Raw genomic sequence first — 22,080 nt, 5'->3', positions numbered from 1 at the left:
ACGGGGTGTCGATGGCGGCGTGGGGGCTCCCCGCGGATGGATATGAGGCCCTGATGGCCCGGCGTTTTGGCGCGGCCGGACCGGGCCAGCAGGGAGATCGTCATGGGAGGCCGGCCCGCCAATGTGGTGAACATCGGAATGTGGCGGAAAAGGATTATCGGGAGGGGGCGCTGGGCGGCGCCTACCAGCCGCTGACGCCGTTTCTGGACGAGCGGAAGGGCAGGCGGGGCGCCAAGCTGACCCGCCTGCCCCCAGGGCACGCCGGTTGCTCTGCCCACTGCCGCGCGTTGGAGGAAGAAGGCGCCTTGTATGGACGGCGAGCCGGCGATGCCCAGGATATTCGAGTTGGCGCAGCGAGCCGCGCGGCTGCGCCGGCATGGGAGGTTTCAGCCATATCGGGTAAGGGGAGCCGGTTTGCAGCTATGATTGGGTGAAACAACCCATGGTTCATGCGCGTCTCCCGTTTGCGAGGCCGCGTGGCCCCGAAAGCGCCCGATGTCCGCGATTGCCTTTCGTCCCCGCCTGCTCGAAACCCTGCGCGGCTACAACCGCGCGATGCTGCGCGCCGACCTGATGGCCGGCGTGACCGTGGGCATCGTCGCCCTGCCGCTGGCGATGGCCTTCGCGATCGCCAGCGGGGTGCCGCCGCAGGCCGGCATCTTCACCGCGGTGATCGCCGGCGCGCTGGCTGCGGCGCTGGGCGGTACCCGGCTGTGCGTCACCGGACCCACCGGCGCCTTCATCGTCATCCTGTACGGCATCGTCAGCAAGTACGGCGTGGCCAACCTGCTGATCTGCACCTTCATGGCCGGCGCGATGCTGGTGCTGATGGGCGTGTTCCGGCTGGGGCAGGTGATACGCTTTTTCCCGATGCCGTTGATCACTGGTTTCACCAACGGCATTGCGGTGCTGATCTTTTTGACGCAGTTGAAGGATTTCTTCGGCTTGCCCATCGCGAAGATGCCGTCAGGCTTCTTCGCGGTGATGGCGGAGCTGAGCCGGCACTTCGCCGGGCTTCACTGGCCAACCACGTTGCTGTCGTCCTCGCTGCTGCTGCTGATTCTGCTGTGGCCCAAGCGGCTGAACCGGCTGCTGCCTTCTCCGTTCGCGGCGTTGGTGCTGGCGACGCTGGTCACGATGTTGTTCGACCTGCCGGTGGCGACCTTGGGTAGCCGCTTCGGCGGCATTCCGCAGGGTTTGCCGGCACCGGCCGCTCTGGATCTCAATCTTGCGCACCTGTCGGACCTGTTGGCGCCGGCTTTTACCATCGCGCTGTTGGGCGCGATCGAATCGCTGCTGTGCGCGGTGGTGGTGGACAGCCTCACAGCGGACCGGCACGACGCCAACCAGGAACTGATCGGCCAGGGCATCGCCAACATGGTGGTGCCGTTCTTCGGTGGCATACCGGCCACCGGCGCGGTGGTGCGCTCGGTCACCAATATCGGCAACGGCGCCCGCACGCCGCTCGCCGCCGTCTTTCACGCGGCGCTACTGCTGCTGGTGCTGTTGCTGGCCGCGCCGCTGGCTGCACATGTGCCGTTGGCGGCGCTGGCGGCCATTCTAGTGTCGGTGGCGCTGAAGATGGGGGATTGGGATATCCGCAAGGCCAGGCAGTTTCCGCGCCACGACACGCTGGTGCTGGTGGTGACCTTCGCGCTGACGGTGGCGTTCGACCTGACGGTGGCGGTTGAGATCGGACTGTTGCTGGCGGCGGTGTTCTTCATCCGCAGCATGGCCAGCCATACCGGCATCCACAGGTTGTTGCCGGAGCACGCGCAGTTGTTTGAGAGGCACAGCATGGCCGGCAAGAGCGTGCCGGACGGTTGCGCGGCCTTTCGCGTTGAGGGCGCGCTGTTCTTCGGCGCGGCGGACAGCGTGGACATCATCCTGCGGGACGCGCCGCGGGCGCGGGCGGTGATCCTGCAATTGCACCGGCTGGTGTTGCTTGATACTACCGGGCTGCTGGCGCTGGAGGCGCTGCGCGCGAGGCTGGCGGAACAAGGCAAGACGCTGATCCTATGCGGCGCGGCGGACGAGGTGATGGCGATGCTGGAGGGATCCCGGCTGGCGGAGCGGCTGGGCGAAGACAATCTGCAGCCAGACCTGGCCAGCGCGCTGCAGCGGGCGGAGGCGGTACTGACCGACGGCGTGGTGTGGGGGTGAGCAGCCGTCTTAGGACGCCCTCGGGCATCCGAAGACGGCTGAAACGTTCAGCGGGCGCGCTTCTGCTTGCGCATTTTCACCCAGCGCACCAGCGCGTGGCCGACCGCCAGCGGCGACAGCGGCACCAGCGCCAGCAGGCCGTCGCCTTGGCGGTAGCCGGGGTTGACGCTGAGGAAGAAGCGGTCAGAGGGCTTGGTGGAATTCTGCCAAAGCTGGTGGTCGTCTTTGCCTTCCCGGGTCAGGATGCCGAGGTTGGCGATGAAGGGGCGGTCCGGCGATACCGGCGTGATGTTGAAGCTGGCGAACAGTTCGCAGGCCTTGGCCGCCAGCGGGTGGCGGTTGTCCTGGCCGGGCGCGGGCCAGAAACGGTGGGAGAAACGGTGGAGCACCGCGTAGCTGGACGGGTGCAACATCACGCCGAAGAAATACAGCGGGCGCAGCGGGTGCTGCAGCCAGTGGTACATCACTTGCCGCATCAGGAAGGTGATGTTGCTGTTCTTGCCGCGAAACTCCTTGTACAGCCCGGACTGGGCGCGCAGCACGCTGCAGGTGCGTCCGCCTATCTGGCGGCGAAAGCGGTGCATGGTGCAGTAACCCACCAGGCGGCCGGCTTCGTCCCGATGCAGGAGCAGGCTGCTGTGTTCCGAGGGCGGAGCCATCACTAGATTGGCGAAGGTGGGGAGGTCGGTGCCGGCGAAGATGGCGTCGTGGACCTGGAACAATTCGCGCGCCAATGCTTCCCTTTCATGGTCGGGCAGCCTGGCGGGTTCCACGCGGATGGATTGAGCGATGCGGGCCATTTCATACCCCTTTGTGCGTTGCAGCAGAGAAATGGCGGCATGGTAGAAATCGGCGGGAAGAGGCGCTACTGTACTTTGTTACTATGCATTTGACATTTTATTTTAATAATAAAAATGTCTATTGGTTTCAGTTTCTTGTAAAACGATTGTATGAATTAAGGCAAGGTCAATTGCCTGTTTGGACAGGTGGCCGGCCACATGGCTTACTGCGCGCGCAGCATCCGGCGACATCTGGCCGTCGCGCCTAAGAGCCGCTGACAAACCCTTGTGGAACACCCGAGACAAGTCGGCGCAACGCGGCGTCAGGGGTTTGTCGGCGGCTCTAAATTAAGCGTCGACAGGCGCTAGTAGCCCTGGCTTCTCACCACTTGGCCATCGGCCTCCTGGCCGGCGGCTAGCTTGCGCAGGTTCGCTGTGATCTGCTCCACCGCCTGCTGGCGCAGCGTGATCGCCGCGATGTGCGGCGTGATGGCGACCGAGGGGTGTTGCCACAAGGGGTGCCCGTGCGGCAGGGGCTCTTGGGCGAACACGTCCAGCTGCGCGCAGCGGATGTGGCCGTTGTTGAGCAGGGCCAGCAGGGCGTCCTGGTCCAGCAGGTCGCCCCGGCCGGCGTTGATCAGCATGGAGCCCGGCGGCATCAGCGACAGCCGTTCGCCGTTGAGCAGGCCCTGGGTCTGGGGCGTGGACGGCAGCACGCAGGCAAGCACGTTGCTGTTTTCCAACAGCTTTTCCAGGCCGGCATCCCCATGCAGGCTGCGCACATGGTGGATGTGCTTGGGGCTGCGGCTCCAGCCGCTGACTTGATAACCGTCCTTGCTCAGCGCCTTGGCCGCCGCCGAGCCTATTTCCCCCAGGCCCAGGATGCCGACGCGGATATCGCCGGGCAGGCGCGGCGCCAGCATCCGCCATTGTCCCGCCGCCTGTTGCCGGCGGTAGACGTCCATATTGCGCTGGTAGCCCAGCACGCCGTAGCGGATGTATTCGGTCATCTGGGCCGCCATGCCGCTGTCCAGCAGGCGGTAGAGCGGCAGATCGGCCGGCAGGTCGGGGCGGGACAGCAGCTTGTCCACGCCGGCGCCCAGCGCGAACACCGCCCGCAGCTTGGGCAGGCGGGCGATCAGCCCATCCGGCAGGCCCCAGGCGATCAGGTGGCGGACTTGGCCGAGATCGGCTTTGTCCAGGCTGGCGAAGCTTTCCTCCGGCATGGCCGCCTGGAACAGATCGAGGTAGGCGGCGACTTCCTTGGGATTGGGCGTGTGTACGAGGATCATGGCGGCTGCGGCTTGTTGTCGTGATTATGCCTGCAGTATACATCGCCGCCTGACCGGCAAGGCCGGCGGCGGGGAGGGGCTGCCGGGAAGTAGGGACAAACCGCAATCCGTTGCCGCCACCGGGCCGTCGCATGGCCAGATCCGGTACGCCGAGGGTTACGCGGCTTTCAGCGCCGATGCCGAAGCCTCGCGACAGCATCTTCGCCTTGCCCCTGCAATTGGCCGGTTTGGCGATGGTGAGGGCTGCGAGCCTGGGCGCGCTGGCCGAATCCTAAGCGGCGGCGAAGCGCTCGCCCAGGCGGCGCATGGTTGCGATCAGCTGTTCCTCGGTGTCATCGCCCCGCGCGATCCGTTCCGTCGCCAGCGTCCCGAGCTGCGCGTGCTCGCCCACCTGCACCGAGTGGCGGGCGACGGCGAACATCGGGATATCGTTGCTGTCGTTGCCGAAACACACCATTTCGTCCGCCGCGATGCCGTGGCGGGCCAGCGCGGCCGCCTTGTCCACGCCGGCGGCGGTGATGTCGACGATCTGTTGGTCAGAGTGGTGATGAATGCGGATGTCGGATCGCCGCGCCAGCGCCTGTTGCAATCCGTCGCTGTCCGCGCAGTCGGTGACCAACAGCTTCGCGGCCCGGCGGACAGCGCCGCGTTCCACGTGGCGGGCCAGCCGTCCCGGATCCACCAGGCTCATGAAGGGATGGGCGGGGTCGCCGCTGTAGTGGTAATGCCAGTCCAGATCCGCCAGCCAGGAGGCGGCATGGCGTTCGGTCAGTTCGAACAGCTGTTCCAGCGTGTCGTCCGGAAGCGGCGTGAGATCCACCAGCGTGCGCCGGCGCCAGGTCATCGCGCCATTGGAGCCGACGAAGAGGCCGTCGTGGAAGCGCTCGTCCAGCAAGGGCAGCATGTCGCGGTAAGGGCGGGCGGAGGCAAAGCCTATCCGGTGGCCCTGGTGTTCTAGCTCGGCCAGCGCGTCCTGGATGGCCGGGCTGATGCTGGCGCCGTTGAAGCAGAGGGTGCCGTCTATGTCGAAGATGAAGTGCATGGCTGCAAGCGGTTTTGTGAATAGTGCGCACTGGCGCGCTGTTTGGTTTCTGGATTGCTGATTTTGTTTAAATTTTGACTAAATATTGCATTGAAATGGCCGATATGAAAAGTGGTTGAATATTCAGGGGCAGAATCGTGATTGTGAATAATGGCTTGACCGTCTCCTTCCGGCCGCAAGCGGCCGCCGTTTTCAGCAGCCGGGTCCAGGGCGTCGCGGACGAAAGCGGCGGCAAGCCCGAACCGTTGCAGGATCTCAACGGCCGCGTTGTCGGCACGCCGGAATCGCGCTACGGCTTGAGCACCAGGACGCTGCAACTGTTGAAGCAATACGACGTGCGCAGCATGTCCGGACGGGATTTGTACGCGCTGACGGAGATCCTGGGCGCGAATGACGAGATGGACGGCGAGACGGCTGCGGTGATTCGCGCCGACATCGCGAACAAAGGCTGGAAGGGCTCCGGCGAGGTCAACACGCTGGAGATTTTTTCCAAGCGGCGCGATGACGAGATGGCCGGCGTCAAGGCGGGAGAGGTGTCGCTGCGTTTCGCCGATTATGCGATCAAGGGATACGAGAGGGCGCAGCAAACGCTGGAGAAGCTGGCGGCGCTGCATGATGCCTTGCAGAGCGAGGACGACGTGCAGTCCGCCACCGCCGACGGCATGTCGCAGGCGACGGATCTGCTGAACCTGGAACGCTGGGCGCGATCGGCCGAGAAGGCCGATGCCAATGGTCAAGCGCTGGTTGTGGACCAGGAAACCGCGGAATCGATAGGCCGGGCTATGCGGCGCGCAGGCATGGAGCTGCCGCCGCCATCTTCCGATTTGGAAGATGGCACTTGGGCCCGGCAGGCGCTGCAGGCGCATCGGACGTGGCAGTTCCGGCACCCGGGCGACAAGCTCGGCATCGATCTGAAGCCGGCGGACGAGGCGGACAAGAAGGTTTTCAAGGAGGCGGCCAAGCCGTCGACGGAAGCGGTGGGCGAGCAGTTGCCGCAGCAAGCGCCTGCCAGCCCGGCGAAAAAAGCGGCCGAAGCGCTGGCGGGGCAGCAGGCGCAGGCGCAGTACGGCATGAGTCTGTCGATGCTGCAACTGATCAAGGGCGCCGATATCGCGAGCTTGTCGGTGGAGCAGGTCAAGCAATACAGCCAATTGCTGCGAACCGGCGGCGTGTTGTCCGAGGACGACGCGGAGTCGCTGTTGCCGCTGACCCAGCGCGGAATGGTGGACCCGATGAGCTACTACAAGCGCGATCTGAGCTGGCTGGCGGACATGAAGGCGAAGGGTCTGACCCCGCAATACGCGACCGCGGGAGGCATGGCCGACCTGGCCAATGTGGAGGGGCGGGTACGGAACGACCAGCAAGGGCAGGGCGTGCTGGAGCGTTTGCAGGCGCTGCACCAGGCGCTGCAGGGCGACTATAGGGTGAAGGCGGCCGCGACCGACAGCCTGGGTCAGGCCGGCGACCAGGCTGCTTTCGAAAGATGGGCCCATGTCGAGCAGCAAGGCGCGCGCAACGCGGAGGCTGCGGAACCGGAGTTTCGCAGCCAGAAGGACGTGGACGGCATCTTCCGCATCCTGCATCGCCTGGGGGTGGAGCTGACGCCGATGCAGGGCGACAGCAGCGCCAGCCAGCGGCTGGGGCAGGCGTGGAAGGATTATCAGAACTGGCGGAGCAGCCACCCCGGTGAGGGGCCCGCCGTTGCGCGGGCTCCCGCGCGCGGGATCGACGCGTACGCCTGATTTCTTGGCTCGGTTAAGCCGGCGGCAAGGTGGCCAGCAGCAATTGCGGCCTGACGCGCTGGGGCTGGCCGTCTATAGGCGCGGCGACGTCGGCCAGCCGGCGGGCGCCGCGGGACAGGTAAAAACCCAGCGCGTTGGGATCGGCGTCTATCGCGATGTCGGTCTGGCCGGCGGCGCGGGCGATGTCCAGCGCCTGCGCCAGCAACGCCTTGCCCAGGCCGCGGCCCATGCATTCCGGCAGCACCCACAGCGATTCCAGGCGCCATGGCGCGGCGCGCGGGTTCAGCTGGACGAAGCCCACGACTGTGCCGCTCATTTCCGCGACGAAGGTGGGATGGCTCGCCAGGGTGTCGGCTTGCGTCGTCAAGTCCTCGCGCCATGCTTCCAGCTGGCGCGCGGTATAGGCCCAGTGGGCCTTGGATTTGAACGCCACCTGGTTCATCTGGGGCAGGTCGGCGGGGTTGGCTTGGCGTATCCGGTGCGCAGGCATGGCGTGAACGGTCCGGAGGAGAAAAGGCCTATTGTCAGCCGATTTTCATCGCGCGGGCCAGTTCGGCCAGGCAAGCCACCTGCCATTCAAACTCAGGCTCGAACGACTCCGGTTCCATCGCCGCGCCGTAGCCGCCCTGGCCATAGACGGCGGCGTAGGCCGCGTATTCGGCCGCTTGCCGCGCCTGGCCGGCCAGGGCCCGGGCAACCGCGTAGCTGGCCGATACCGCCGCATGGCCGCAGCCGTCCAGCGAGGGGGAGCCGGGATGGGCGCCGGCCAGTGCCGCCGCGCGGGCGGCAAGCGCGTTCAGGGCGTCGCGGTCCAGTTTTCCACCCAGATAGCGTTCCAGTCCGTCCAGGCAGGCGCGCGCGTCTTCGCTTTCCAGCAGATGGGCGACGCGCCGCGCGCAGGCTAGGCCGAAGCGCAGGCGCAGGGGTTCCCGCTCCGGCGAATCCAGCTTGAGGTCAGCGGCGAGGCGGTCTAATTTGTCGCGCATCGGAAAGCCGGAAGGGAGGCCGGCGGGCTCAGGTCAGGCAGATGACATCGCTTTCCAGCGCGTCCTCTTCCCGCAGCACGGCCTCCAGCGCCTCGAAGCAGGCCGGGTCCAGCGCGCTGCCCAGGTTTTCGCGCATGATGGCCAGCGTTTCCGGCACCGGATTCTCCGGATGATAGGGCCGGGCGGCATGGATGGCGTCGAAGATGTCGGCGGTGGTGATGACGCGGGTTTCCAGCGCGATCTCATTGGCCGCGAGGCCGCGGGGATAGCCTTTGCCGTCCAGGCGCTCATGGTGGGCGCCGGCCACCTTGGCCAGTTCGGAGAACGATTCGATGCGGCCGAGTATGGTCTCGGTGTGGCCTGCGTGCAGTTTCACCGCCTCCCATTCTTCCGGCGTCAGCTTGCCCGGCTTGTCCAGAATGGTGTTGCTGACGCCCAGCTTGCCCACATCATGCAGCAAGGCGCCGCGCTTGAGCCAGCGCCGCCGCTGTGGATTCAGGCCCAGTTCCTCGCCGATGCGGTCGGCGTAGTGGCCGACGCGCAGGCTGTGGCCGGCGGTGAACGGGCTCTTGGAGTCCACCACCTGGCCGAAGCCCTCGGCGATCTCGTCCATGTAGTCGTCGTCCAGCGGCACCGTGCATTGGGCCGGCTCCAGCTCCAGCACTGCGCGTTCGATGTCGTCGGATTCCAGCCGCTGCCAGAACGCGGTATCGCGGCCGGCGCCGCGGAAGGCGGCCACCAGCTCCGGATCGAACCAGCCGCCGCCGCGGCGCACCGCCTCGTCCAGCGCCGCGTGGCGGCCGTGGGTGACGTGGAACACGTCTATCACCTGGGCCAGCAGCGCGATGCGGGCGTTCAGCGGGATGGCGTCGCGCTGCAGGCCCAACGGGCGGCCGGAGCCGTCCCAATGCTCGTCCAGATATTGAATGCCGTTGGCCACGTTTTCGTTGAAGCGCAGTTGGCGGGCGATGTCCGCGCCGCGGTGGCAGCGGGTGTTGATCAGCTCATCCGCCATTTCCTTGCCGCGGCGCAGCACGTTGACGATGGAGGCGGCGCGCTCGCGCCAGCCGGCGGCGTGGGTGCCGGTGTTGCTGAACACGAAGCCCAGCATCTGCGGCAGGCTGGCGCCCACCTGCTTGAAGTCCTGCTTGAAGCTGCGGTCGTCGGTCAGGTAGAGCTCGCAGATCCGGGCGGCGTTGCTGCTGCAGCCCAGGTCTTTCAGCAGGATGGCGTAGTAGAGGTCCCACAACTCTTGCGGCGCCAAGCCCAGCGTGCGGCCGATATGCATGCCTATCCAGCAGCTGCGGACGCAATGTCCTTCGGGCTGGCCTTCGGTGATGTCCAGCGCGTAGCTGAGCGAACTGATCAGTTGCGACAGCTTGAGGGTAGCGGCCATGGGCGCTCCATTGCCGGCAGGCAGGTTGGCGATGTTTTGTTTATGCGCGGCGGGTTGAATTTTCGCAATGACGGTCTGCGTCGGTAATGTCCACGGCGCGCGGCGCTGGACAGCCTGGACAGGCCATTCGAGAATGTTTTCGCCCTATCCCGCAGTGCGTTCCCCCTGTCATGCCACCCGCCCCCAGGAGCTTGCGTTGATGAATGCCGCCTTCACCCTCCGTCCGCTGACTGCCGACGATTTCGAAACCGTCGCCTTGCTGGGCGCCGCCATCTGGCGCAAGCACTTCATCTCCATGATCACGCGGGAGCAGATCGACTACATGGTTTCCAGCCGCTACACGCCGGAAAAGCTCAGCCGCTATCTGGACGCGCCGGACCGCTGGTTCCGCCTGCTGCGGGTGGAGGGGCGGCCGGTAGGCTATTGCAGCTACGCATTGAGCGGGCAGGACGGCGAGATGAAGCTGGAGCAGCTGTATCTATTGGAAGAGATGCGGGGAAGAGGGTTGGGCGGCAGGATGATGGATGAGGCGGAGGCCGCCGCCCGCGCGATGGGCTGCGCCACGCTGAGGCTGACCGTCAACCGCCACAACGCCGAGGCGATCGCCGTGTACGAAAAACGCGGTTTCCGCATGCGAGGGGAGGTGACGGCCGATATCGGCAACGGCTTTGTGATGGATGATTATGTGATGGCGAAAAACGTGTAAGGGAAAATTGATATTTTTATTTTTGGATCTGGTTGGTTTTCCTTCCAGTTTCATAATTTCCGAGAAGCGCCTCCAAGTTATTTGCTTTTTATTGATCGAATTCCCAGAGGGTAGCCATTCTATATTTCCTTTGCTGATCAGCAACGTTCCCAGTTTGGCACCATCAAGTTTTATCTCAAATTCTACGTCTTTGTGCAGGATGATTTTTTCGCTGAGGTTGAGGGTGGCTTCATGAGCCATAATTTCCACTCCTCCCTTACTTGGGGCTGATCGGTTGCTTACTGCTGGTTATAGTAAAAGAGCAAGCATAAATGCTTGCTCTTTATAGGTATGCGGCGAGTTCTTTATTATGTCCCGCAAAACGTCCTATATCCCTCCGCCAGCTCCGGCTCCGCCGGCAATGTGTAACGTTCCAGGTCTCCGCGTTCTGCGAACGGCTGGCGCAGCGTTTCCAATAGCTTCAGCGCCGGTTTCATGTCGCCGCGTTCGCTGGCGGCGTCCAATGCTTCTTCCACCAGATGGTTGCGCGGGATGTAGAGCGGGCTTTCGCGGCGCATCGCGGCGGCGATGTCGGGCGGGCGGCGGGTGCGCGGCACGTGGCGGGCGTGCCATTGCTTGAGCCACGGCGCCAGCGCGTCCGGAGATGGGAAGAGCCCAGCCAGCCGTTCGGGCTTGCCCTCCGCCTCGTCGGCCAGATAGCGCCAGGCCAGCGTGTGATCGACGCCGTGGGCTGCCAGCAGCACCAGCCAATCGTCGGCCAGCGCCTGATCGCCGTCGCGCTCGCCCTCCAGGCCCAGCTTGCGGCGCGCCTGCTCCAGCCAGCGGCGCTGGTATTGCTCCTCGAAGCCTTCGACGATTTCAGTCGCGGCCGGCACGGCGGCGGCCGGATCTTCCGGGGAGATCAACGGCAGCAGCGTTTCGGCGAAGCGGGCCAGATTCCATTGGGCGATGGCCGGCTGGTTGCCGTAAGAATAGCGGCCCTGGTGGTCTATCGAGCTGAACACGGTGCCGGGGTAGTGGGCGTCCATGAAGGCGCAGGGGCCGTAGTCTATGGTTTCGCCAGACAGCGCCATATTGTCGGTGTTCATCACGCCATGGATGAAGCCGGCATGCATCCAGCGGGCGATCAGCGCCGCCTGGCGTTCCGCCACGGCGGCCAGCAGCGCCAGGTGGCGGCCGTCTTGGCCGGCCAGCGCCGGATAGTGGCGGGCGATGGTGTAGTCGGCCAGTTTTTTCAGCATGCTGGTTTCGCCGCGGATGGCGAAGTACTGGAAGGTGCCGACGCGCAGATGGCTGGATGCGACTCGGGCCAGCACCGCGCCGGGCAGAGGGCGCTCGCGGTAGACCGGCTCGCCGGTGGCCGTCACCGCCAGCGCGCGGGTGGTGGGAATGCCCAGCGCCTGCATCGCCTCGCCGACGATCAGCTCCCTCAGCATCGGCCCAACGGCGGCCTTGCCGTCGCCGCGGCGCGAGAACGGCGTCTGGCCGCTGCCCTTGAGGGCGATGTCGCGCCGTTGGCCGTTGCGGTCCGTCACCTCGCCCAGCAGCAGCGCGCGTCCGTCGCCCAGCGACGGCGACAGGCCGCCGAACTGGTGGCCGGCGTAGGCCTGGGCGATCGGTTGCGCGCCTTCGGGGACATCCGCGCCGGAGAACAGCCGCGCCAGCTCGGCTTCGCTGGCGTGTTCGGTATCCAGGCACAGCTCGTCTGCCAGCTCTGCGTTCCAGTACAGCAGCTCCGGCGCCGGCGGCGTTTCCGGCCGCACCGGCGCCCAGGCGTCTGGCAGGTCGCGGGCGTAACTGTGGTCGAAGGGAATATGGATCATGGCTGGTGTGATTTTGGATGAGTTGGCTTGGATGCTAACTGAAAAGTTTTACAAGACGTAATGCTGCTCGGTTATGCATCCAGTTCTGGGAGGCATACGTCAGGACGATTTTCGCGCGTTGGGGTGGGTTTTTCAATTGTCGAATTGATATGCCGGCGACATTTAATTTGTGTGCAAAGTGTTAATTTGTGTTGCAATTCCAATGCAAATATTATATAAATAGAATATTTGCATATGAATTTGAATTTTCTTATCCATTTGAAGAGATTGCTTTTAGCCATCTCTAGTCCGATGTGGTGTGTCTTGCTTTTCTTATCATTCGGAGGGCAATGGGCTCACGCCACAGCAAACGATTTTCTACAGTTGCTACACCGTGCCTCTTACTCCCATCCCCAAGTTGCCATGGCGCATAGTCAGCGCGAAGGTGCGGACGGTGAGCGCCAAGCCGCTCGCTGGCAAAGATATCCCATGCCCAGTTTTCAGAGCGTGACGCCGCAGGACCGTTCCCGTTCTGAGCCAGTCAATCGGTTTTCCCTTGAGCAGCCAATTTTCGCGGGCGGACGGATTGATGCTGGCATTGATGAGGCAGAAGCGAAATACACCGCGAGCCAAGGCAATCTGGATCAAGTGGCTGTTGATCTGGGCGTGCGCTTGAGCACTGTCTGGTATGAGTGGCATCGCCAGCGGGAGCGCAAGATGGTGCTGATGGATAGCGTGCAGGCACATCAGCGTCTGCGCGATCAGATTGGCAGACGGGTCAAGGAAGGGGTGAGCGCGCAGGCGGATCTGACACTTGCCATGGCGCGTTTGTCGCAGGCTGAGGGCGATCTACAGCAGGCTAAATCAGCCGAGCGCAATGTTTATGCGCAGCTTGTCCAGTTGGCCGGCGCACAAATCCATTATCTGAGCACATTCCCAGTCCCTTCCGCCGATCAGCTGGTGGAAGAGGCCCCGTCTGTCGACTGGCGCGAGAAAGCGATTGCGCGAGCCCCTGGTTTGGCAAAGCTGGATGCGGAGGCCGACGCGGCCGCCGCTGAGATCCGAGTGAAGCGTGGACAGTTGTCTCCTGTTGTGAGTGTCCGTTACGACTACGACGCTTCCGGGTTTAGAAAGGGATCCGGCGTATTCCTTCAAGTGTCCGCGCAGCCAGGCGCGGGTTTGTCCGGCCTGTCCGGCGTTAAGGCCTCGGAAGCCTACTATCAAGCTGCCAAGGATGCGCGGCGCAGCGCCGAGCTGGAGTTGCGGCAAATGCTGGACACCGATTTTTCCGATTATGACTCTGCCTTGGGCCGGATCCAATCCTACGAACAATTACAGATCTCTTCCCGTGAGGTGGCCGCTTCTTATGCCAGGCAGTTTGTCGCCGGGAGGAAAAGCTGGCTTGACGTGCTGAACGCGGTGCGCGAGTCGGTGGCGGCTGACCTTTCCATTATCGATGCGAAAACTCAGCGATCGCAGGCTTGGTGGCGTTTGCGCCTGCGGGCTTTTGGTCTTGGCGAAACAAGCAAGGAGCCGCAATGAATAATCTTGGCGCAGCGTTGTTATATCTCTGTCGTTTGCAGCGGCATCGGATCAACCATCACAGCGTGACTTTTGCGGTCGAGACTTGTCTGCCGACGAGCGGGGCGAGGGAAGAACTTGCGGAGCTATGGCGCAGGCTTGAGCAGCCGGGTGAGCCTGCGATGCTTGACGATTTGACCCCAGACCGTCTGCCTGTGTTGGTTTTTCATCCGCAATCAGGCTGGGGGGTGGCTGAAGCTCTCGATGCCCAGGGGCGACTGGTGGTGGCGAATGGTCTGGGAGAGCAAATAGCCATTGCCAAAGAGCAACAGCCACGCCTGCAAGGCTTTGTCCTCCCCAAGAAGGAGAGTCGGGCGGGCGCTTTGTCGTGGGACATGATCAAGGCCTCGGTGCTGAAACATCGCCAAACGTTGATCCATGCCATGGTGGCGACGGCGTTGGTCAATCTGATCTCGCTGATCGTATCCATTTACAGCATGCAAGTGTACGACCGGGTGATTCCGACCTCAGGTGTGGCCACACTGACAGTGCTCACTTTCGGCGCGGTATTGGCGGCACTGTTCGAGTTTGCGCTCAAGTGGCTGCGCGGCCATGCCATTGATCAGGCCAGCGCAGTAGTGGATTGCGAGGTTTCCAATCAGCTGGTGGGCCGGCTGCTGGGCAGCCGCCTTGATGCGCGTCCAGCCCAGGTTGGCACTTTGGCGGCCCAGGTTCGGGGCTTTGATTACATTCGTGGCTTGATGACGTCGACCACGCTGTTCTTCGCTATCGATTTGCCGTTTGGATTGATTTTCATCGCGGTGATTGCTTTGTTGGGCGGCGTGGCGGTGATCGCTCCCATCGTGGTGGTGGCGATCAGCATTTTGCTGGGATTGTATGCCGCCAAGAGGGTAAGGAGGCTGAGCGCGCAAAGCTTGCACAACAGCAACCGCAAAATGGGTGTGCTGGTCGAGGCGATCGAGGCGGGCGAAACGCTCAAGGCAGGCGCCGGTGAATGGCGGCTGTTGGGCAAATGGCGCCATTTGGTCGAGCAAGTCGCTCTGGATGACTTGGAGCTGAAAAATCATAACTCAAATGTCAGCTATCTCGTCGCGCTGCTGCAAAGTGTTGGCTATGTCGCGATGATCGCCACCGGAGCGGTGCTGGCTATGGATGGCTACATCACCACGGGCGCCTTGCTGGCGTGTTCCATCTTGAATGGCCGCGCCGTAAGCCCGCTTCTGCAATTGCCTTCATTGTTGCTGCAATGGTCGCAAGCGAAGTCTGCGCTGCAGACATTGGATCAGATGCTGGCTTTGCCGGCGGATGCGCCGGAGGAAAGCGAGCAACTTATGCCCGATTTCTGCACAGGTGATATTTGGTCTGACGAACTGGGTTTTGGCTATGCCGAATCTTCTGTCGCGAGTGTGGCGTTGCGTGCGCCATTGTCCATCCGTGCTGGTTGCAAAGTCGGAATCGTCGGTGAAGTCGGCTCTGGTAAATCGACTCTTCTGAAGTTGCTGGCAGGTTTGTATGAGCCGCAAAAAGGACAGGTCCGCCTCGATGGTGTGGACATGCGCCATCTGAATCCGGGGTTTGTACGTGCCAACTTGGGCTATTTGGCTCAGGACTATCGTCTGGTAGGCGGCACCCTGCGCGAAAACCTGACCTTGGGTTTGGCCGATCCTGGTGATGAGGTCCTGCTTGATGCTTGTCGCGCTACGGGATTGATCCAATTGATCAATGCCAGTCCGAAGGGTTTGGCGCTGCTGATCAGTGAAGGAGGGCGCGGGGTATCTGGAGGGCAACGTCAACTGATCGGCCTGACCCGCTTGTTGCTGGCCAATGCCAAGGTTTGGCTGTTGGACGAGCCCACCGCCTCGTTGGATGGAAATAGTGAAGGAAAAATACTAAGCATGCTGAAACAGCAGGGGAGCAGCCGCACCATGGTTGTGGTGACGCATAAGCAAAGTCTGCTGCCTCTGTTTGATCGCTTGATTGTTATCGCGAATGGCAATGTCGTTCTAGATGGTCCTCGAGATATTGTTCTGGCCAAACTGCAGGGTAATGCCCGTGCGCAGCAAACTGTAGAAGCGAATTGATTTTCATGAATGTCCTCAAACAGCAACGAACATTGAAACCGCCTTCAACTCATGGCGGACGTCTGATTTGGGCCAGTGCCGCGGCGGTGCTTGGCGCTGGCGTCTGGGCAGCGAATGCTCCTTTGGATCAGATTACCCGCGGACCGGGCCAAGTAATCGCAAGCTCTCATACCCAGATCGTACAAGCGGCTGATGGCGGCACTATGCAGCACCTGTATGTGCGAGAGGGGGATAGGGTCAAGCGTGGCCAGCTTTTAGCAGCGATGGACCGAGCTAGAGCCGAATCGATGGTTAAGGAAAGCGAGGCAAGGGCCGCGGCGCTGCATGCCAATATCTCTCGCTTGAAAGCAGAAGTATTTGGGGGCAAGCCGCACTTTCCGGTTGAGGTGAAAGGGTATCCAGAGTTTCAGCGTAACCAGAGCATTTTGTTTATCAAGCGGCAGGCGGCAATACGCGAGGAGTTGAGCTCATTGCAGTCTTCGCTAGCCATAGTCAAGAACGAATTGGACATGAATCTGCCGTTGGTGAGGCAGGGAGATGTCAGTAGGGCGGATATTCTCCGCTTGCAGCGTCAAGTGGCTGAGCTGAGCGGGCAAATTACCAATAGGAAAAATAAATACTTGCAAGATAGTCAAACGGAATTGTCCAAGGCGGAGGAGGACTTGGCTTCTGTATCGCAGATCAAGGCGCAAAGGCAGGACGCGCTCAATAATACTCGTCTAACCGCACCGGTCGATGGTGTGATCAAGAGTGTCCGAATGACTACGCCGGGCGCAGTATTGAAGCCTGGCGAGGAGTTATTGTCGATTGTGCCAGCTGGCGATGAGCTTGTGGTGGAAGCCAAGATCAAGCCTGCTGATATCGCATATCTAAAAAAAGGCCTACCGGCCACAGTTAAGTTTGATGCCTGGGACTACAGCATCTACGGTGCGTTCAAAGGAGTGGTGAGCTATATCAGCGCCGACACCTTGGCGGAAGAGGGCAAGCATGGCGATCAATTGTTCTATCGGGTGAAGATTAGTTTGCCCAGGCAGAATTTCTTGAACGCTAAGGGGAAGTTGATTGAACTGCAACCGGGCATGACTGCTCAGGTTGATATAAAAACAGGGACGAGAACAGTCCTGCAATATCTGACAAAACCTATTACCAAGACTTTGTTGGATTCTATGGGTGAGCGCTAAAGCACATCGCCCTTTATTTTCGTGATGAATATTAATTGTTTAGGGGTTTTCTGGCATGGCTATAAAAAAATCGGCACCAGCTCGCAGTGTTTCTGGTGTTGTCGAAACGAAGAATAATATTGTTGCAGCGCAGCTTGTTGAAAAGTCGGTAGGCAAGCAAGAAACGCAAGCTAAGAAGAAAATACTGGTAGCGGAAGCAGATGCCATCATCAAGTCTGATGCGGATGCGAAAGGCATGGCTGCCGAAGAGCACGTTGTTTCGGCTGCTCAAAATGAGGCGGTGGCTCAAGCCGATGCATCTTCCGCTTCTTCGGTAGTCAGCAATGCAGGACAAGTTGATTCGTCGGCTTCTGCATCACATGCGGTCGCCGCAGGCAAAACCGGTTATTCGCCGTGGCTGCTCGGCACGGCGTTGGTGGGCGGTCTGGCTGCGGCAGCAGGCGGTGGCGGTGGGGGCGGTGGTGGTGGTGGTAGCAACGGAGAAAATGGGGGCGGTCCAGCGCCGCAGCTGACGGCTCAGTTTAAAGGCACCGTTATCGACGGCTACATCAAGGGCGCCGATGTCTTCCTGGTGGATAGGAATGGCAAGGAAATCGCTACTGGGCAAAAAACCGATGACAAGGGTAATTTCAGCATCAACAACCCTGATGGTCTGGCAGTCAAGATCACCGGCGGGGTAAACGTTGATACCGGCGCGGCTAATACCTTGGAGTTGTATGCCCCGGCAGGCCAGTCCGGCAAAGTGATGGTTACGCCATTGACCACGTTGGTGCACAAGCTGGTCACCGCGCACGGCATGTCGAACGCGGATGCGGAAGCCCAGGTGCAAAAGGCATTGAGCTTGAAGGGCGATGCGGATTTGCTGACCCAAGATCCTATTGAGGCCAAGAATCTTGAAGCGCACAAGGCCGCGGTCAAGGTGGCGATTGTCATTGCCGGCATTGGCGCTGTCTCAGCGGCTACGGACAAGGTGTTGGCCGATTTGGTTGCATCGATCAAGTCTAATTCTTTGCAAGATCTGAACCAGACGTTGAAGGCTTTGGTTGAGCAGCATGCGGGCAGCGAGAAATCTGCGACTGTTGAGTGGCAGATGAAAGCTATTGATGCGGCTGCTGATTTTCAGAAGATCGCCGAGTCTCAAAAAGTGATCGCCAGTGATGCAATTCCTCCTGAAAAAGCGCATATCGATGTTGCAGCCTTGGTCGGCGCCGAAGCGGCGAAATCTCCGTTGGTGTTGAAGGTTAAGGCGGCGCGTGATGCCGAGACCGTAGTAGTCAAATTCAATGGCCAGGTGCTGGTTGCGGATGGCAAGGGCGCTTATAGCATCGATGCCAGCAAGCTGGCTGATGGCGATTACAAGGTGGAGGTGATCAGCGCCGACAAGGCCGGCAATGCTTCCATTAGCAGCCAGGCGATCACTATCGATACAACTGCTCCGGTAGTGGAAATTCAGGCGCTGGGCGGCCAGGCTGGTTTCAGCAAGGGCTTCACGGTAAATGCGGGCGCGGTCGTCACCGGCGTGGATTTGGCCAAGTTCGACAAGAGCAGCAAGGATGGTATCGATACTTATATCGCCAAGGCGGGGGCATTCAAGGGCGATGAAGCGCTGAAGCTGGATGCAAGCCTGACTGATGGTGCTGGTAACGAGGGCAAGGCCGGCCTGGAGCTGAAGATCGACACCATTACGCCGGCCGTGCCGACGATCGCGCTGAAAGTCGACAGCGGCACCGTGGGCGACAAGATCACCAACGACGCCACGCTGGAGATCAGCCCGGCAGCGGATGGTATGGGGCGCGTGTACAAGGTGGATGGCGTTCAGACAAGCGGCTACGACGCGGGCAAGTTGGCGGATGGCAAGCATACGGTGGAAGTGATCGACACCGATGCGGCCGGCAACAGCGTATCGAGCGGCGAGTTTGTTTTTGACCTGGCCAAGACTGCGCCGGTTGTCGCGCTGAAGGCGATAGCAGGCGAGGGTGGTTTCAGCCATGGCTTCACGGTAAATGCCGGCGCGGTCGTCACTGGTGTGGATTTGGCCAAGTTCGATAAGAGCAGCAAGGACGGCATTGATACTTATATCGCCAAGGCGGGGGCGTTCAAGGGCGATGAAGCGCTGAAGCTGGATGCACGCTTGACTGATGGTGCCGGTAACGAGGGCAGGGCTGGCCTGGAGCTGAAGATCGACACCATTACGCCGGCCGTGCCGACGATCGCGCTGAAGGTCGACAGCGGTGCCGTGGGCGATAAGATCACCAACGACGCCACGCTGGAGATCAGCCCGGCAGCGGATGGTGTGGGTCGCGTGTACAAGGTGGATGGCGTTCAGACAAGCGGCTATGACGCGGGCAAGCTGGCGGAAGGCAAGCATACGGTGGAAGTGATCGACACAGATGCGGCCGGCAATAGCGTGTCGAGCGGCGAGTTCGTGTTTGAGCTTGATAAGACTGTTCCTGTGATAGAGCTGAAGGTGCTGGGGGAGCAGAATGGTTTCAGTAAAGGCTTTGTGGTTACTGCTGGGGCGGTAGTGTCTGGCGTGGATCTGACCAAGTTCGATAAAAACTCTCAGAATGGCATTGATACTTATATTGCCAAGGCCGGAGTATTTGATGGTGAGACATTGAGATTGAATGCGACACTGTTAGATAAGCTTGGCAATATAGGTCATGCGCCTGAGTTAAGCCTAGTGATTGACAATATTGCGCCGGAAAATACCAAGGTTATCGTTGATGGGCTGATTAATGCAGAGGCGGCCAAATCGCCGATCGTATTGCAGGTTGAAGCGGCGAAGGATGTTGAGAAGGTTGCAGTCGAATTCAATGGAAAGGTAGTGGAGGCTAATGATAAAGGGGGGTATTACCTTAACGTCAATGAGCTGAGTGATGGTGAGTACAAGGTTTTTGTAACTAGCACGGATAAGGCTGGCAACGTTGCTAAGACAGAAAAAGCTATCGTTGTCGATAAAACACCGCCGAAGGTCGACATCAACTTAATTAGCCCTAACCATGATTTGGTATTTATTCATAAAGGATTTACTGTTACAGAGAGGGCTGCGGTAATTGTTACCGTGAATGGCGCCGTGATTGATCTGGATAAGTTTGACAAAACTTCCAAAGATGGTCTGGATACTTATATCGGCAAGCCGGGAATTTTTGGGGGGAGTGAGAAGGTAACAGTTAATGCAAGTCTGACTGATGCTGCGGGGAATGTCGGCAAGAGTAGTGCTGTGGATTTTCTCATAGACACGAGAGCGCCAGAGGTGCCGGGCATCGCGCTGAAGGTGGATAGCGGGGTCGTTGGTGATAATATTACCAATAATGCCGAGTTGGAATTTAGTCCAGTTGCGCCGGGTGTGACGCGCGAGATTTCGGTGAATGGTAATAAATTACCCTACTATAATTCGGCCTGGCTGGATAAAAATGGCCATTATGTGGTTGAGGTGAAAGACAGTGATCCAATAGGTAACACTGTGTCAGGGAAGTATGAGTTTGATCTGTATTTGGCAAGTAAACTAGCTAAGCCAACTGTCGATTTGGCATTTGATAGTGGTGTCGTGGGCGACAAAATTACCAATGATGCCACGCTGAATATTAGTCCTGCAATGGATGGCGTGAGCCGCTTGTTCAAGGTGGATGGCGTTCAGGCAAGCGGCTATGATGCAGGCAAGCTGGTGGATGGCAAGCATGTGGTGGAGGTGATCGATACCGACGCGGCTGGCAACAGCGCATCAAGCGGCGAGTTCGAATTTGAGCTGGAGAGGACCGCGCCTCTGCTGGATATCCGGGCACTGTATCTTGAAGGGCAGGTGGATTACAGCAAGGGCTTTTCGGTAACGACGGGCGCGACGGTGACTGGTGTGGACCTGGCTAAGTTTGATAAGAGCAGCCACGATGGTCTCGATTTTTACATTGCCAAAAATAATGCATTTAATGGCGAGATTTTATTGGCTAACGCCAGTCTGATTGATGCCGCTGGAAACGAGAGTAAGGCATTTCAGCGATTCATGGTGGATACTACTCCGCCGGATGTGCGTGTGTTTCCCTTGGGCCTGCGCGGGGGCTTTAGCCATGGTTTTACCGTGACGATTGGTTCGAAAGTGATGGGTGTGGATCTGACAAAATTCGTCATGACGACAGATTACCGGAGTTGGGATAATTATGAAGCGAAAAAAGGCGCATTTGATGGCGAGCAGGTGACGATTATTGCGAGCCAAAAGGATAAGGTTGGCAATCTAGGTCAGGCGGAAATGTCGATTACATTTGATACCACCCCTCCGGTTGTGGAATTGCACGCCATTCCCCATAAAGGCGATTATAGCAGCGGTTTCACCGTGACCAAGGGTGCGGAGGTGAGCGGGCCGCTGGATAAGTTTGACAAAACGGTGGACAGTACGGGCCAGCTATATATCTACACTGCCAAGGCTGGGGTGTTTAATGGCGAGTCTCCGATTATTAGTGCCAGCCTAAAGGATGCGGCCGGCAACGTGGCCGAGGCGACTATCCAGCCTAAGATAGATACTACCGCGCCGCACACGTCAGGAATATATAGTGTTGGCGGGCGTGCCATTGCTCATGGATTTGGCGTAGACGCCGGGGCGGAGGTGATTGGGGTGGATTTGACGAAGTTTGTCAAGTCGTTTGATGGCGCGAAGCAGTGGGACATTTATACCGCTCGCGATGGGGCGTTTAATGGAGAGCTGGTGGCGGTGAGTGTGCGTCAGGTTGATGGGGCTGGAAATGCATCGGATACAACTAGCGGGTCGCTTAGGATTGATACCCAGGCTCCCGATGCCCCAGGCTTCACGTTTGCAGCAGGTAATAGTATCAATTTTGTAGCGGAAGAGCATGCGTCATTGTGGTACAGCGTAGATGGTATTCAGTGGGATGGGATCAAGCCCCTGATACTGCCCTTCAAGCCTCAATTTGGCAGTTATCTAGCGCATCAGGTTGATGAAGGCGGCAATGTGTCTGCCGCCGTAAAAACCTTCTATTCCACGACGACGCAGGCGGATCAGTTTGATATCCAAAAGGCTGATCCAGCTTCCAAAGTGGTATTAAAATTCAACAAGACCATGGACCATATTCATTTGGAAGGCTTGGCGGTAACGGCGGAAACCGATTTGTCGGGTAAGGTCAGCGCGGAGCAGGCTGGCGGGGATGTGAAGCTGACGTTTGCTCAGGACAGCGGTTTTGCCGGCTCTTTGGTGCTGCATAATGTGACTCTGACTCCCGAAGAGTTGCACAAACCTAACGTGCTGTTCGTATAAATCGGTTCTTTTCTGTTTCTCGGACTTAGAATCAGAGAACCCGGCAAGCAAGCTTGCCGGGTTTTTATATGCGCAGAGTGAGCAAGATAAGAAAATGGCGCGACG

14 protein-coding genes are annotated in these 22,080 nt (G+C 60.2%); 7 read left to right on the top strand and 7 right to left on the bottom strand.

The genetic code is table 11. From position 1 onward, the window contains the following. Nucleotides 1–495: 495 nt before the first annotated feature. The gene (locus tag VA599_RS09605; protein ID WP_346788404.1) at nt 496–2,163 is read left to right on the top strand and encodes a SulP family inorganic anion transporter; all 1,668 of its coding nucleotides are present in this window, start codon (nt 496–498) and stop codon (nt 2,161–2,163) included. A 47-nt stretch (nt 2,164–2,210) separates the two neighbouring features. Here the strand turns inward: VA599_RS09605 and VA599_RS09600 are convergent, their stop codons facing one another. The 3 genes from VA599_RS09600 to VA599_RS09590 form a co-directional block, all read right to left on the bottom strand. Next, entirely contained in the window at nt 2,211–2,963 is a 753-nt protein-coding gene (locus tag VA599_RS09600; protein ID WP_021478662.1) for a hypothetical protein, read from the bottom strand. A 344-nt stretch (nt 2,964–3,307) separates the two neighbouring features. Then, nucleotides 3,308–4,234, bottom strand: coding sequence for a 2-hydroxyacid dehydrogenase (locus VA599_RS09595; protein WP_346788403.1), 927 nt, complete (start codon nt 4,232–4,234; stop codon nt 3,308–3,310). A 271-nt stretch (nt 4,235–4,505) separates the two neighbouring features. Next, the gene (locus VA599_RS09590) at nt 4,506–5,276 is read right to left on the bottom strand and encodes an HAD-IIB family hydrolase (RefSeq protein WP_021478665.1); all 771 of its coding nucleotides are present in this window, start codon (nt 5,274–5,276) and stop codon (nt 4,506–4,508) included. Nucleotides 5,277–5,413: 137 nt separating this feature from the next. Between VA599_RS09590 and VA599_RS09585 the strand changes: the two genes are divergently transcribed. Then, the gene (locus VA599_RS09585; RefSeq protein WP_346788402.1) at nt 5,414–7,018 is read left to right on the top strand and encodes a hypothetical protein; all 1,605 of its coding nucleotides are present in this window, start codon (nt 5,414–5,416) and stop codon (nt 7,016–7,018) included. 13 nt (nt 7,019–7,031) lie between these two features. Here VA599_RS09585 and VA599_RS09580 read toward each other — a convergent pair whose 3' ends face one another. From VA599_RS09580 to VA599_RS09570, 3 genes are read right to left on the bottom strand one after another with little or no spacing between them, the layout of a single operon-like run. Continuing rightward, nucleotides 7,032–7,508, bottom strand: coding sequence for a GNAT family N-acetyltransferase (locus VA599_RS09580; RefSeq protein WP_166438461.1), 477 nt, complete (start codon nt 7,506–7,508; stop codon nt 7,032–7,034). A gap of 34 nt (nt 7,509–7,542) precedes the next feature. Next, a complete protein-coding gene (locus tag VA599_RS09575) occupies nt 7,543–8,004 on the bottom strand; it encodes a hypothetical protein (RefSeq protein WP_346788401.1) in 462 nt (153 codons plus the stop codon). Between the two features lie 28 nt (nt 8,005–8,032). Further along, on the bottom strand, nt 8,033–9,400 hold the full coding sequence (locus VA599_RS09570) for an HD-GYP domain-containing protein (RefSeq protein ID WP_231179123.1): 1,368 nt from the start codon (nt 9,398–9,400) through the stop codon (nt 8,033–8,035). A gap of 199 nt (nt 9,401–9,599) precedes the next feature. Between VA599_RS09570 and VA599_RS09565 the strand changes: the two genes are divergently transcribed. Beyond that, nucleotides 9,600–10,106, top strand: coding sequence for a GNAT family N-acetyltransferase (locus VA599_RS09565; protein ID WP_346788400.1), 507 nt, complete (start codon nt 9,600–9,602; stop codon nt 10,104–10,106). A gap of 347 nt (nt 10,107–10,453) precedes the next feature. On the opposite strand, the gene VA599_RS09560 is transcribed toward VA599_RS09565, so the two are convergent. Beyond that, complete coding sequence (locus tag VA599_RS09560) at nt 10,454–11,929, bottom strand: protein adenylyltransferase SelO (protein ID WP_346788399.1); 1,476 nt, start codon at nt 11,927–11,929, stop codon at nt 10,454–10,456. Nucleotides 11,930–12,163: 234 nt separating this feature from the next. Here VA599_RS09560 and VA599_RS09555 point away from each other — a divergent pair, with 234 nt between their 5' ends. Genes VA599_RS09555 through VA599_RS09540 form a run of 4 tightly spaced genes read left to right on the top strand, consistent with a single transcriptional unit; the run spans nt 12,164 to nt 21,975 of the window. After that, nucleotides 12,164–13,450 carry a TolC family protein gene (locus VA599_RS09555; protein ID WP_346788398.1) on the top strand — a complete coding sequence of 429 codons (1,287 nt, stop codon included), beginning with the start codon at nt 12,164–12,166 and terminating at the stop codon, nt 13,448–13,450. Beyond that, entirely contained in the window at nt 13,447–15,531 is a 2,085-nt protein-coding gene (locus tag VA599_RS09550) for an ATP-binding cassette domain-containing protein (protein ID WP_346788397.1), read from the top strand. The genes VA599_RS09555 and VA599_RS09550 overlap by 4 nt, the downstream gene beginning before the upstream one ends. A 5-nt stretch (nt 15,532–15,536) precedes the next feature. Beyond that, nucleotides 15,537–16,712 (top strand): HlyD family type I secretion periplasmic adaptor subunit, encoded by a 1,176-nt coding sequence (locus VA599_RS09545; protein WP_346788396.1) that lies wholly within the window; start codon nt 15,537–15,539, stop codon nt 16,710–16,712. Nucleotides 16,713–16,767: 55 nt separating this feature from the next. After that, nucleotides 16,768–21,975 (top strand): Ig-like domain-containing protein, encoded by a 5,208-nt coding sequence (locus VA599_RS09540; protein WP_346788395.1) that lies wholly within the window; start codon nt 16,768–16,770, stop codon nt 21,973–21,975. Nucleotides 21,976–22,080: the final 105 nt, after the last annotated feature.

This window comes from Chromobacterium indicum (assembly GCF_039708975.1).
GTDB lineage: Bacteria > Pseudomonadota > Gammaproteobacteria > Burkholderiales > Chromobacteriaceae > Chromobacterium > Chromobacterium piscinae.
Note: the sequence above shows the minus strand (reverse complement) of the source record. Positions and strands in the feature narration are given on the sequence as shown.

What these genes read in the sequence shown, in the direction of transcription:
- VA599_RS09605 (WP_346788404.1), top strand. Translation starts at nt 496, where the DNA reads ATGTCCGCGATTGCCTTTCGTCCCCGCCTGCTCGAAACCCTGCGCGGC.
- VA599_RS09600 (WP_021478662.1), bottom strand. Translation starts at nt 2,963, where the DNA reads ATGGCCCGCATCGCTCAATCCATCCGCGTGGAACCCGCCAGGCTGCCC.
- VA599_RS09595 (WP_346788403.1), bottom strand. Translation starts at nt 4,234, where the DNA reads ATGATCCTCGTACACACGCCCAATCCCAAGGAAGTCGCCGCCTACCTC.
- VA599_RS09590 (WP_021478665.1), bottom strand. Translation starts at nt 5,276, where the DNA reads ATGCACTTCATCTTCGACATAGACGGCACCCTCTGCTTCAACGGCGCC.
- VA599_RS09580 (WP_166438461.1), bottom strand. Translation starts at nt 7,508, where the DNA reads ATGCCTGCGCACCGGATACGCCAAGCCAACCCCGCCGACCTGCCCCAG.
- VA599_RS09575 (WP_346788401.1), bottom strand. Translation starts at nt 8,004, where the DNA reads ATGCGCGACAAATTAGACCGCCTCGCCGCTGACCTCAAGCTGGATTCG.
- VA599_RS09570 (WP_231179123.1), bottom strand. Translation starts at nt 9,400, where the DNA reads ATGGCCGCTACCCTCAAGCTGTCGCAACTGATCAGTTCGCTCAGCTAC.
- VA599_RS09565 (WP_346788400.1), top strand. Translation starts at nt 9,600, where the DNA reads ATGAATGCCGCCTTCACCCTCCGTCCGCTGACTGCCGACGATTTCGAA.
- VA599_RS09560 (WP_346788399.1), bottom strand. Translation starts at nt 11,929, where the DNA reads ATGATCCATATTCCCTTCGACCACAGTTACGCCCGCGACCTGCCAGAC.
- VA599_RS09555 (WP_346788398.1), top strand. Translation starts at nt 12,164, where the DNA reads ATGAATTTGAATTTTCTTATCCATTTGAAGAGATTGCTTTTAGCCATC.
- VA599_RS09550 (WP_346788397.1), top strand. Translation starts at nt 13,447, where the DNA reads ATGAATAATCTTGGCGCAGCGTTGTTATATCTCTGTCGTTTGCAGCGG.
- VA599_RS09545 (WP_346788396.1), top strand. Translation starts at nt 15,537, where the DNA reads ATGAATGTCCTCAAACAGCAACGAACATTGAAACCGCCTTCAACTCAT.
- VA599_RS09540 (WP_346788395.1), top strand. Translation starts at nt 16,768, where the DNA reads ATGGCTATAAAAAAATCGGCACCAGCTCGCAGTGTTTCTGGTGTTGTC.